This window comes from Proteiniphilum sp. UBA1028 (assembly GCF_002316955.1).
Lineage (GTDB): Bacteria > Bacteroidota > Bacteroidia > Bacteroidales > Dysgonomonadaceae > Proteiniphilum.
The window spans coordinates 177,243-190,249 of sequence record NZ_DCEN01000049.1 but is presented as its reverse complement, the minus strand read 5'-3'; the positions used below and the strand labels follow the sequence as shown (position 1 = coordinate 190,249).

12 protein-coding genes are annotated in these 13,007 nt (G+C 38.8%); 5 read left to right on the top strand and 7 right to left on the bottom strand.

Features of this window, described 5'->3' with window-relative positions; translation table 11 throughout:
- From B3Z75_RS09240 to B3Z75_RS09210, 7 genes are all read right to left on the bottom strand, one after another.
- The coding region (locus B3Z75_RS09240) for an IPT/TIG domain-containing protein (protein WP_294070595.1) at window positions 1–200 on the bottom strand (200 nt) is incomplete at its 3' end.
- A 21-nt stretch (window positions 201–221) separates the two neighbouring features.
- Entirely contained in the window at window positions 222–1,685 is a 1,464-nt protein-coding gene (locus B3Z75_RS09235) for a RagB/SusD family nutrient uptake outer membrane protein (protein ID WP_294070592.1), read from the bottom strand.
- A gap of 27 nt (window positions 1,686–1,712) precedes the next feature.
- A complete protein-coding gene (locus tag B3Z75_RS09230) occupies window positions 1,713–4,844 on the bottom strand; it encodes a SusC/RagA family TonB-linked outer membrane protein (protein ID WP_294070589.1) in 3,132 nt (1,043 codons plus the stop codon).
- 46 nt (window positions 4,845–4,890) lie between these two features.
- Window positions 4,891–6,240, bottom strand: coding sequence for a polysaccharide lyase 6 family protein (locus tag B3Z75_RS09225; RefSeq protein ID WP_294070586.1), 1,350 nt, complete (start codon window positions 6,238–6,240; stop codon window positions 4,891–4,893).
- A 91-nt stretch (window positions 6,241–6,331) separates the two neighbouring features.
- Window positions 6,332–7,087: an SDR family NAD(P)-dependent oxidoreductase gene (locus B3Z75_RS09220; protein WP_294070583.1), complete on the bottom strand. Its 756-nt coding sequence runs from the start codon at window positions 7,085–7,087 to the stop codon at window positions 6,332–6,334.
- Between the two features lie 21 nt (window positions 7,088–7,108).
- Window positions 7,109–8,584, bottom strand: a complete 1,476-nt coding sequence (locus B3Z75_RS09215; protein WP_294070580.1) for an MFS transporter — start codon at window positions 8,582–8,584, stop codon at window positions 7,109–7,111.
- 12 nt (window positions 8,585–8,596) lie between these two features.
- Window positions 8,597–8,941 carry a cupin domain-containing protein gene (locus B3Z75_RS09210; RefSeq protein ID WP_294070577.1) on the bottom strand — a complete coding sequence of 115 codons (345 nt, stop codon included), beginning with the start codon at window positions 8,939–8,941 and terminating at the stop codon, window positions 8,597–8,599.
- 237 nt (window positions 8,942–9,178) lie between these two features.
- Here B3Z75_RS09210 and B3Z75_RS14275 point away from each other — a divergent pair, with 237 nt between their 5' ends.
- The 5 genes from B3Z75_RS14275 to B3Z75_RS09190 all read left to right on the top strand — a co-directional run.
- Window positions 9,179–9,334 carry a class I SAM-dependent methyltransferase gene (locus tag B3Z75_RS14275; protein ID WP_414702887.1) on the top strand — a complete coding sequence of 52 codons (156 nt, stop codon included), beginning with the start codon at window positions 9,179–9,181 and terminating at the stop codon, window positions 9,332–9,334.
- Window positions 9,335–9,865: 531 nt separating this feature from the next.
- The gene (locus B3Z75_RS09205) at window positions 9,866–11,302 is read left to right on the top strand and encodes a hypothetical protein (protein ID WP_294070574.1); all 1,437 of its coding nucleotides are present in this window, start codon (window positions 9,866–9,868) and stop codon (window positions 11,300–11,302) included.
- Window positions 11,303–11,444: 142 nt separating this feature from the next.
- The gene (locus tag B3Z75_RS09200; protein WP_294070571.1) at window positions 11,445–12,374 is read left to right on the top strand and encodes a J domain-containing protein; all 930 of its coding nucleotides are present in this window, start codon (window positions 11,445–11,447) and stop codon (window positions 12,372–12,374) included.
- On the top strand, window positions 12,371–12,664 hold the full coding sequence (locus B3Z75_RS09195; RefSeq protein ID WP_294070568.1) for a chaperone modulator CbpM: 294 nt from the start codon (window positions 12,371–12,373) through the stop codon (window positions 12,662–12,664). Before B3Z75_RS09200 ends, B3Z75_RS09195 begins: the two co-directional genes overlap by 4 nt.
- Window positions 12,661–13,007, top strand: a 347-nt coding sequence (locus tag B3Z75_RS09190) for a Crp/Fnr family transcriptional regulator (RefSeq protein WP_294070565.1), incomplete at its 3' end; no start/stop codon positions are given. The genes B3Z75_RS09195 and B3Z75_RS09190, both read left to right, overlap by 4 nt.

Below are 13,007 nucleotides of genomic sequence, written 5' to 3'. Positions count from 1 at the left end.
CCGCCAATTTGAACTTGATCAATACGATCAAGGTTTTCTCCAATAATTGTAATTTCTGTACCCACATCTCCGGACTTGGGTGAAAATTCAGTAATTACAGGAGGTTCTACTTTAAATTCTTCTATCAAGGCACTTTCATTACAAGCGATGAAAACTATCGTTGTAAGAAGTAGAAGAAGCATATAAATATAATTTCTCATCGTTTTTATATTTTAAAGATATTAATAACCTGGATTTTGTGTAATATGCTGATTAACATCAATCTCCTTTTGAGGAATTGGCAAAAGGATACTACTTTCGGTCATTGGAGGTATTCCATCAGGTAGCAATGAATAATATTCCTCCTCCTTAAAATGAGTATTGAGAACAACCAATACTCTATTTGTACGTATCAAGTCAAACCATCTATGATTTTCATAAGCAAGTTCAATTCTTCTTTCCTTTTCTAATGCCATACGCATAGAATGAGTGCTGGGAAAATCCTCAATTTGTAATACAGAGACGTTTGCTCTTTCGCGAACCTCATTCAAATAAGGCAATGCCGCAGAAGGACCTTCCAGTTCATTTAATACTTCAGCATACAATAAAATTATATCAGAAAAACGTAAAACAGGCCAATCTTTATCTCCATCATATCTGGAGAGTACCGGCGAAAGATATTTTTTCACGTACATTCTATCAATTGTTTGACCTCTTTCATTTACATAATTTTCTGCGAGCGTCACATTTTTCCTGGCATCATCTTCTTCATAACTAACAACAAGACTCATTGAAGGGTAATTGTATCCATGACCGTCAGCATTGATCACACTTGAACCACTAAGTTGTGGAGCAAAATAGTTTCCAAAGGGCGATCCAAGTCCGATGCCCCCCGATTGGTAACGTATCGCAAAAATAATTTCATTGTTGACTTCATTTGAGATGTCAAAAACATCGGAATAATTTTGCAATAATCCATGACCACTGTGTTGGTATATATCTTCTAACAGACCAAGTGTTTCATTATCTATCTTGTTCAACGTCATATATACTTTTGCAAGCAGAGATTTAGCTGCCCAAGAAGTAGCTCGTCCTTTCTGATCTGCAGAGTATGACGAGGGCAATTTATCAATTGCTGATTTCAAATCAGCGATAATAAACTCATACACATCTTCTATGGGGCTCCTATCATAACTCCTTGCTTCCTGTGCACTTATCCTTTCAGAAACAATAAACACGGGTCCAAATAGCCTGACAAGATTAAAATAATGGTATGCTCTGATAAAGCGAGCCTCACCCTCAAACTGATTTCGAATATCATCTTCTGTAATCACATTCAAATACTCTTCCTTTAAGACAGTATTACACCGTGCGATATTATGGTATACAGCCTCCCAGTATTCAAAGACTCGTTGATTTGTAGCGGATACCGAAGCTTGGTCAAAATCAAACAGTAATGTATTGTCAGTTGATGTGGTAGTCAGGTTATATAAACGGCTGTTATCTGAACGTAATTCGGTCAACATCCATTCATTTTCCATGGGTTTCTGCAAGCCATTATAACACGCAATAACAGCAGCACTTATTTCATCTGTTGTTTTATAAAAGCTACCTTCTCCTATTTCTGAAATGGGTTGAAGATTCAAATCACAACTATGAAGAAATAGAATAAGAAAACTTATTAATATTAATTTTATATTTTTCATAACAATCTGAATATGTAATATTATCAATTAAAAACTAATTTCTAAACCTGCCGAAAATGTTCTCTGGATAGGAAAACTACCCCTTTGATAACCATCTACCAATGGAGATGAGTAATTCCCCGATGTGTATCTTGCCTCCGGGTTTATACCTCTGTAATTACCATACCAATAATAAAGGAGATTTTGAGCCGTTAGATAAACTCTTAAATTGTTCAATCCTAGCATTTTTAAACTCTTTCGTGGAAATTGATACCCTAGCATTAAATTTCCAAGAGCAATGTAGGAGGCATCTTCAAGCACGTAATCCGTTAACTCCCATTGCATTCCATCACCACCACTCAAATGAGGAGTTTTGCCGTCACCGGGATATTCTTCTGAAATATATCGGTTTTCAGTAAATGCTCTATTTATTTTTTTTGTCTCCTGATAATACGCATCTCCGTTTAGTACCGTCACATCATGTACTCCGTGAAATGAAAAAGTTAAATCAAAGTTTTTATAATTGATATTGTTTGTCATACCCCAGGTAAACATAGGAAATGGATCGCCGAGCGCTACTCTGTCATTGGCATCAATAATATTATTAGCATCCTGATCAACTACTTTTAATGTACCCGGCCTTACTGTCTTACCGACAAGAACTTGCAGGTTACTTTCATCAATTTCGCTCTGTGAAATCCATATACCATCAGTCTTATACCCGAAGTACTGGATTGAGGGGGCGCCCACTTTTGCAAGATATATTTCACTTCTCTCCCCATAACTCAAAAGCCTTTCCTCTCCATCACCTAGCTGTAGTAATCTATTGTTATTTGTTGCAAAATTGAAAGATGTGGACCATTCAAAATTTTTCTTTCTGATGTTGTAACTTGTCAGTTCTACTTCAATCCCTCTGTTTCTCACTTTGCCTATATTGTTCCAGAATTGTTGATATCCGGTTATTGCCAATGTTGGCTGTCTGAATAAGAGACTTTTTGTAACAGAATAGTAATAATCTACTGATAAGTTTAGTCTTGTATTGAACGCATTAAGGTCAAATCCTAAATTTGTTTCACTTGTCTGCTCCCACGAAATTGCCCTGTTAGCCAAAACGATGTCAGTATTAGCGAGTCCGGGATACAGGACTGATTCGGCGCCTAAGATGTAGTTTGCACTTTGCAGTTTGTCATATGCTGCATAGTTCGGAATGCTGTTATTACCGGTAACTCCCCAACTAGCACGCAACCTTAACTGATTTAATTTATCAATTTTCTTTAGGAAAGGCTCTTCCGAAGCTCGCCAACCAGCCGATACTGATGGAAACCAACCCCATTGATTTTCCGGGCCAAATTTACTACTTCCATCAGTTCTTATACTACCAGAAAAAAGATATTTATCCTGATAATTATAAGTTAATCTACTTAAACCTGACAAGAGCATTTCTTCTTCTTTGTCCGTGTAAGTTCTTCTTCCATCATCTTCAATTGCAATTTCTGAAGCGGCATTTATTGTTTTGATATAATCTGTAGGGAAATTTGTACCTTGTATACCGGCATTACTAACACGTACCTTATTCGCTGTATACCCCGCCAGTATATCGAAATTGTGGCCACCGATCGATTGACTGTAATTCAACGTATTTTCACTCAATAAGTCGATAAACAGCGTGTTCGTATATCTGGCATAATTTGGATCTCCTTCACGTCTGGTATTTTTGTTATGATAAATATCCTCATCTTCGTACCTTACATAAAAACCATTTGAAGTTCGGAAAATTAAATTGTCAAGAATATTATAATCCAGATACATAGAACCATTTAATCTATAATCGTATCTATTGCGCGACTCATTATCTATGATGCTTCTTGGATTGTTATTACCGGTTCCCCAAGGACTTGCAACAAAAACATTCCCGTCAGCATCTATGTATTCTTTGTTATTAAAATGTCTGCCATGGGCATAAGAACCAATCGGTTCCCCTGTTATCGCAGAAGTTGCCGCAGTGTGACGAACAGGAAGCCAGGAATAGGTCCTATAAAAATCGGTAAAGTTTGCACTGGGGGATTCTCTTTTTGAGTATGTAGGAGAAAGATTCACCCCAACCTTTACTTTTTCTGAAAGATCTGCGTCTAATTTTACACGCATATTTAATTTAGTGTAGTCACTATTAATCATTACACCCTGATCCGATAAATAGTTACCCGAAATGTAATATCGTGCAGACTTTGAACCTCCTGACAAGCTGAACTGTACATTGTTAATATATGCATTTTCTCTTAAACCTTCTTTTTGCCAATCTGTATAGTTGTCTATAGATTTCCAGGAAAGTTCACTTATGGTGGGTCCTACCCCACCTTTTGTTTTTTCATCCATTAATCTGTCTACATATTCATTCGCATCCAGCAAATCATGAAGCTTATAGGATGTTTTTACACCGGAATAAGCTTTCACCGAATATTTTGGTTTTGTTATGCTTCCTGCCTTGGTCGTAACAATTATTACCCCGTTAGCGCCTCTGGAACCATATATTGCCGTAGATGCAGCGTCTTTTAATACCTCTATAGACTGAACATCATTCATATCCACAGAGGATAAACCATCTAGCATAGGATATCCGTCAACAACAATTAAAGGTGCGTTACTGGCGCTAATTGATCCAAGCCCTCTCACACGTATTTCCGGTGCAAAACCAGCCTCAGAGGTAGTATTTCTGATTTCCAACCCGGCAATTTTCCCTTGTAGTGCCTGATCCAACCTTGACACAGGTAAATCTCCTAAATGTTCGTCTGAAAATTGTGAAATTGAACCTGTTAAGTGTGACTTTTTTTGCACTCCATATCCAATAACAACAAGTTCTTCCAAATCATGCACATTCTCTTCCAGTACGACATTTATTAAAGCTCTTCCCTCCACAGGAATATCCGTGGACATAAAACCAATGTAAGAAAACCTTAATGTTGACTGTCTGCTGGGAACTGTGATCGTATATGCACCCTCAATATCTGTGATTGTTCCAATTGTTGATCCTGTTACAGAGACATTGACTCCAATCAAAGGTACATTTGCATTATCTGTTACAATCCCTTTCACTACTAACCCCTGTGACAAAGCCGCAAGAATGTTAAAACTTAAAAAAACAGTTAGCAGGAAAATTAGCTTTTCGGTTACTTTTAATTTCATCGTAAATTAGAATTTTAGTGTTTTATAGCTCTCTTATATATATTATTCAAAATGAGTAGCTTACCCCATAAGGGAAAAATATTTGTGGAGTAGCTGGCTCACTCATATCTACATTCAGATCAAATCCATTTAAATTGAGTAATATATTGGTATTTATTGTATTGCTTTTGAAGTTGATCCCTTTAACCCCTTCTTCTCCATCCGCAAAATTAAACTTCAATTGCCTTTGATTGTTAAAAAAAGTATTAAATTGAAAGTCTACATTTTCCGGTATAACAGTTTGGACAGAGTAACGTTCCGGATCACTGTGTCTAAGATTAAAAGTAACATTTGCACATTCAACAAAAGTGTTGTTCTCAATCAGCACATCTTTTACGATATGATACTCACTGGGCTTTGGATTCTCTAAGGCATTCATAATTGAAAACGCCGATCGGAGTTCACTCCCTACCAGTCCAGAAAAGAAATTATTTTTTATTATATGACCTGAGTTAATAACTCTTATTCCAGAACATCCTGATTTATTTTTGCCTATAAATACATTCTTCTCTACTAAGTTTCGATTACCATGACGAAGAACTAAGGCACCAGCACTTTCAATAAAAAAATTACGAAACAGCTTATTATCACATGATTTAACGGAGATTATTTCCGTTTCACCGTCACAATTTTCAAAAACATTGTTTCTCACAATGGTTTCTGATGATTGATGAGAGGTGGATGAGTCGCCAATCCTAATAATCTCACCACCATTACTTGCATGTTTTAATACTGAGCGATTACCGAAATAATTATTCTCGATTATGTGATTATTGTTATTACCCTCATCAAGTATCACAGCCATCAATACTCCCTCATTTTCTTTACCTTTGAATGAACAATGATCTATTTTGTTGTTCTTCCCATATAACAGGACCCATCTCTCAACCTCTTTGTCATCTGAATTATTATATCCATCAATTACAGAGTTCGTAATTCTACAGTTATTGGCCAACTTGTTACTTTCTGATCTGAATTCCCATATCGTTTTACCATACCCATTACGAAATACCAGTCCGTGTACCTCAACGAACTGGCCACCGATTCGAAGAGTTGAGTTGCCTTCAATGAATACTTTCCCGGGAGTTTCAGCTTTAACTACTATTGGTTTGTTACTTTCCCCCTCAGCATGAAGTACAAGTTTTACATCTTTGTAAGTGTTATTTTTCAAAATAATAGTGTCACTTGGTTTTGCTGATTTGATCTTATGGTTTAAATCAGAAATAGTGGACACAATCACATTATTTACAGGTTTAGTGTCTTCAATCTTGTTTTCAACAACATCATCTGTTGAAGAACAGGCAACAACAATAAGTAATATGAGGATCAATGGGTGTAATGTGCTTAGATTTTTCATTTCGATTAATGAACTGGTTAACAGTTCGGTATAATTTTAATTGCAAATTAAATTATACCGAACTTATTATATACTGAAATTTACAAAATCATTAACTGAAGAACATACCCCCGTTTATATCAATACATGTTCCAGTTATGTAATCAGAGTCATCAGATGCCAGGAAAGCAACTAAATCTGCAATATCTCCTGCATCACCTTCTCTTCTGAGAGGATATACTCCCTTTATCATTCTTTCTCTGTTCTCAGGAGTATTGAATCTATCATGAAAAGAAGTAGCAATGGTTCCCGGAGCGATTGAATTCACTCTTATACCGTCGGGACCCAACTCCTTCGCCATTGAACGTGTAAAAGTCGTCACAGCACCTTTTGATGTAGCATACAATGAAGCACCCGGCCCTCCACCGTCTCTTGCAGCTAAAGAGGAGAAATTTATAATTGAACTACCGCTTTTTAGATAAGGAACAACTTCTTTTGTAAGAAGCCAACAGCTCTTAAAGTTAGTATCCATCAAAAGATTATACCATTCTTCATCTTGTTCGGTTATTTTCTTTCTTCCAAAAATCCCTCCTACAACGTTGACTAATATATGAACCTCATTCCCAAAAGCTTCTACACCTTTTTTTACGAGATTTTTTATATCTGCAGCCTTTGTCATATCACCTTCTACAATTATGCCGTTTCCACCTGCCTTTTGCACCAATTCTAATGTAGTTTTGGCATCACTTTCACTATCAAAATAATTGATTACGACGTTTGCTCCTTCTGATGCTAATTTAACAGACACTGCACGTCCTAAATCTCTTGCTCCACCCGACACAATAGCCGTTTTACCTTTTAATCTCATAATTTTTTATTCTTTAACTTATTAATTATTAGTTGTTTTTATTTGTTCAATTTTTCCAACTGTTGCAAATATGGAAATAAGCGATAGCGGCACTAATACAACAAGAAGTCCGAATAGTAATGGCCAGCTTGTTATTTTCCCTGCAAATAAAATTGCAATAATTGTACCTAATACAGCAGCGGCTCCGCCTAAGCCGGCTAACGATCCAACAGACTTTCCCAAGTGAAGGTCACTCGGTAAAGTTTGAATATTTGTCATTGTAAATTGATATCCACCTAAAACGAATGCCATCAGAATGATAGCAATAAATGCATCTTTAGTTAATACAGAACTTATTATTGCTGGAATCATGATTAGCCCGCCTGTTAAAAAAGCAATCTTTCGCGATTTATTTACACTGTTCCCTTTTTTAATTAGATAACCTGAAAACCAACCTCCTAACAGACTCCCAATCATAGCTCCCGAATATGGAACCCACGCAGAGAAAGCCAGTTCTTTTATATTTAATTGAAATTGTGATGTCAAATACATGGGTAAATAAGTCACATACATCCACCAAATTGGATCCAGAAAGAATCTTCCAAGTATCACCGAGTAGTTCTTTTTATTACTGAGTAATTCCTTTAAACTTTTTCCTTTATCAATCATTGTGGTATCTGCTTCCGGTTGTCCGGAAAGTATATAGTTCTTTTCTTTATCAGTTATCCATGGATGCTCCTTTGGTCCTTTCTTATTAATTATGAGCCATGGAATAAGCCATAACAAACCTAAGCCGCCAACCACAACAAACGTAAATCTCCAACCCGCTGTCAAATAAAGCATTAATATGATAATAGGTGCAAGAATAGATCCGAATGAGGCAGCAGCGTTAAATAATCCTTGTGCAAAAGCTCTTTCTTTTTGAGGGAACCATTCTGCGTTACTTTTAGTTGTGCCAGGCCATGGTCCTGCTTCGCCCAAGCCTAACATCATTCTAAAAAATGTCAATGAGACCTTACCTCTTGCTAATGATGTCAACGCATCAGCGCTACTCCATATTAATACTGAAGTGGTAAATCCTTTTCTCGTACCAATTTTATCGTACAGCTTTCCTGAAAAGAGTTGACTTATACCATAAGCTATCATGAAAAAGATGGTTATGGTACCGAGAATATTTTTTGCCTCATTGGAAGCTTCCGCTTCACTCAATTCTTCCGAAATAAATTTCAGATCATAGGCGATTCCTTCTCTGTTTGTAACAATTTGACTATCTTCCTTTAAATGAATCTTATCTGATTTCTTTTCGACAATTTTCCCCCTGGAGTTCTTTAATAAATAACTATCTGTAATCGGTGAATATAACGCTTGATAAGAATCAGAATCATCTAGCTCATCAACTAAACAATATTCAACATTGGCAATCCACATGTAATTCAGAGTACCCCTATCTAAGTAATTAATGATGGTAATTACCATGATGAGTCCGATAATCCACCATCTTAAACCTTTAATTTTCATGCAGTGAGATTTTTATTTTTTTAGAAAATCTTCCCTCATAGGGCTGAATACATCAATTAGAGTACCAGCCTCCAGACATTTTGCGCCATGCAGTACATTTGGAGCTATGTAAATACCATCACCCTCTTTAACTATTTGTTTAACTCCGTCCACTACAAATTCGAAGACACCACTTACAACATATGTGCTTTGTGAATGATAATGTGCATGTTCATAGCCAATAGCTCCTTCATTAAATTTTACTTTAACGAGCATAATCTGACCATCATATCCCATTATTTGTCTTCTCATGCCTTCTCCTGCAGGTTCCCACAAGATTTCCTCTTCCAATAAAAAATTTTCACTGCTAGTTTTCATAAGTATAGTTTTTCAATTCAATAATTCTCACCTTTAGCCGGTCAAAAACAAATTGGTTGACCAGTCATTGGTTGCCCAAAATAAACCAATCTATTTTATTTAAAAAAATAAACACACATATTTTATATATATTTAACTAAATCTCGGGGAATCGCATACAAATTGTCCACACTGATCAATAGCAAAAAATATATGAAAGACTGTGCGAGAAACTAATATCCTGAATTTCTTTTTGATGTGATTCCTTGTGAAGAGACCCCTTTTCTGGATCAGACGTTCGACACGATCACCGTCTGTTCAGCTTATCATCACTTTCCGGATGCAAAAGGATTTGCCCGCGAAGCATACCGCTTATTGAAGCCGAAGTATTATGCCGGAGATCCCTCCCGTTAAACCGTTTTTTTGTTGTTGACAGAGTGTCTCATTTTGGAAGATACGCTTAACTGCTCACTGATAGTTACTTATTTATAAAAACAGAGTAAACGATCTTTTGCCAGAATTCTAAATATGAGTTCGTTTGTCTTCCGGTAATTCGCCTGTATGATCCTGAATTGTTCCTTGATTTATCCAAAAACCTCCTTTTCAGTTCCGAATATATTGGGAGTATATTGGAGCGATATTAGGCGAATATTCGAAGCTATACCGACTAAAAGCAGAGTTTTGCATTTAGTTTTGGTACGGTAACGTGTGAGCTGCTCTTTTTCACTTCTCTACAAACCCGGTATTCGATAACCCTGTTGCATGCATCTCCAAAAGATATTCTATCTGACTCATTGTGCTGCAGAATATTTATTTTACTTTTGAGCAACGAATTTTAACGCCACATGTATCATGACTAAGTTCCTAACAATCCGATGTACCAATGATGACGAGCATCCATATTCTCAATTATCGCACCGTGCATGGATACTTCTGGTTGCTTTTATGACAATGATTTCATGCAGTGAAAACGAAGAGACACTTCAGTCGGTACACACGGCCGTGATAGCACCGGGCGTGTATCCCGTCAAATGGACTCACGGGGAAGCTCGTGCAAAGGTAAATCGGGGTGATGTGGTGGCTGTGTTCAGTACTGCCTCCGAAACGGAACAATCATATCCATACACGATTCAGACAACCATAACAAGAGCCTCCCGTAGCACCGACGATAATGACGTTGTGAATCTACCCTACAGCCTGGTTCCCGATTTTTATAATCTTTCGGCTTCTTCGTCTCAGCCTTCTCATAGTCGTGACCTTGCTGAGTATGCCACCAGGGAGACAAGAAACACAGAAGGTGGCGGAGTCGAAACTTTTTGGACTTTTGATATGTCTGACCTTTCCACTTTCCCGGATATCTCAAGCGTGCAGTTCAGAGCTGTACTCAAAGCAGTCGGAACCTATTGCGATGTATACGTGGATGAAAATTCAAGCCTGATTACCCACGAAGATGCAAAAGAAATTGCAGCGCAATTCGACAAAGTAGCTTATCCTGTTGTTACTAAAAACTTTGGATCTCCTCCCATCATCAACAGCAGTTCGCGGGTTGCCATACTGCTGCCTCTTGCCTTTAATGGCGGCATGGAGGATGAGCTGAATCCAAACGGTACCTCTACCGGCCTTTTTAACGACAGGGACCAGCTACCTCCGTCGACTGACAATCCCTACTCGAACTATCGGAATGTGCTCTATCTCAACCCCGGGCTATATAACAGCAAAACTCCGTTTTTTAGTGATAAATGGCGCCCCATTCTCTCACACGAATTTGAACATATGGTGAACTTCCGTTACCATGTAGCAAAAGAATCGGTACCCGTTGAAGAGGGTAAGGCGCTACTATCAGAAATACTTTCGGGATACGGACTTCCAAACGGCGACTATCTGATGTGGGAAAATATTGTTGCCTATCAGAATAACCCTTCACCCATATCCCTTGTGCAAATGGAATATGTGAATGAGAACATTTACGGCTCCTACGGCATGGGGTTATTATGGATGAGCTATTTATACGATCGCTTTGGACCGCAGGCCATTCACGACATGGCAACGCATTCATTGCTGGGGCTCGAAGCGACTGCAGCTGTTACCGGCATTCCAAAACAGCATCTTTTTACAGAATGGGTTCAGGCAAATATCGTAAGCAACACAACAAGCAACAAAATCTTTTCGTACAAAACCATCGATATTGCCGGCAATGGAGGAGGAAACTATTTCGATACACTTAAGGGCTTTGGAGCTTTGCCCCAACATTCGATACCCTACACGGAAACACAAAGACAAGTGCATTCTTTCGGAGTAGAATATTTCACCGCGATAGAACCGGGTATTGTGATTATAAAGGGTAACAACATACAGGCATTGATCATTTGCAAAAAGGATTGAAGATTGAAGCCCGTTTTACTCATTGCGAACATGGATTTCAGACGGTGAACATTTATGAAAAACAGTTGTTAAAATTAGTGTGCATCATGTGCTTCACTAAAAGCTTCAGGATGCCGGTCCGTTTGTAAACTGTTTATAGAAAATGCCATACATTGATTATTACAAGATTCTGGGAGTCGGCAGAAATGCTTCGGCCGAGGATATTAAAAAAGCTTACCGTAGGCTGGCGCGTAAGCTGCATCCCGACTTGAATCCGAACGACAAAGAGGCGCACAAAAAGTTTCAGGAGCTGAATGAAGCAAATGAGGTGTTGAGCGATCCTGAAAAACGGGCCAAATACGATAAGTACGGCGAAAACTGGAAACATGGGGAGGAGTATGAGAAGGCACAACAGCAGTATCAGCAGCAAAGAGGCCGACAACAGTGGAGTAGCGGGGAGGGACAAACATTTTATACCGAAGGAGATTTTTCAGATGATGACTTTTCGGACTTTTTCCACTCCATGTTTGGCAGCGGGTTTAATCGGAAATCGGGAAGTGCCGGCAGCCGCAACCGGTTCAAGGGGGCTGATTATCAGGCTGAGTTGCGCCTGACCCTCCGTCAGGCTATGCAAACACAACAACAGACACTGACAATAAACGGTAAAAATGTACGCATCACCATTCCGGCAGGGGTATCCGACGGACAGAAGATTAAACTGGCAGGCTACGGACAGCCTGGGGTGAATGGCGGACCCAACGGCGACCTGTATATTACCTTCACAATTGGGGATGACCCTGTTTTCAAACGTCTCAACGATGACTTGTATACCGAAGTGCCAGTCGACCTGTACACGGCAGTACTTGGCGGAGGAATTATGGTAGAGACGCTCACGGGGCAGGTGAAAATGACCATCAAACCAGGCACACAGCCAAATACAAAATTGCGACTGAAAGGCAAAGGGTTCCCCGTATATAAAAAAGAGGGACACTATGGCGACTTGTACGTGACACTGAAGGTGCAGGTGCCTCAACATCTTTCTGACAAAGAAAAAGAGCTGTTTACCCAACTTTCTAAATTAAGAAGCCAATGAATGGGAATAGATTACGATACAGCGAGTGCCTGAAGATTTACGAGGTAGAAGAGTCTTTTATCGCTTCACTGCACGCGGTGGGCCTGATCAGGGTGATTGACCTGGAGGAGGACCGATTTATTGAATACGACGATCTTTCCGATCTGGAACAGTTTATCCGATGGTACTATGAGATGGACATCAACGTGGAGGGAATAGACGCCCTTCGCCATATGCTTAAAAGAGTGCAGACCCTGCAATCGGAGATCGCACAACTGCGTCACGAACTGCAATTTTACAAATCGCTATGACCGGAACACAAAAGAGAGGAGACAACAAGCTGCTCTATTATTTTAAAAAGTGGACGGCAATAACTCCGGAAGATGAGTCGGTTATCCTGTCTGCTTTTGAGCCCTGTTCCATAAAGAAAAAGGGAGCCCTGCTGGTGTCCGGCAAAACCTGCAAATACTTATATTTCATTACCACAGGCTGCTTGCGCTCTTTTTATATCGATTCAAAAGGAGCAGAACACATCTACCAGATCAGGATGGACAACAGCTGGATCAGTGACCTGGAGAGTTTCTTCACACAAACACCTTCCAAATACAATATTGAGGCGCTGGAGGATACGCAGATGCTGCGCATTTCCTTTCA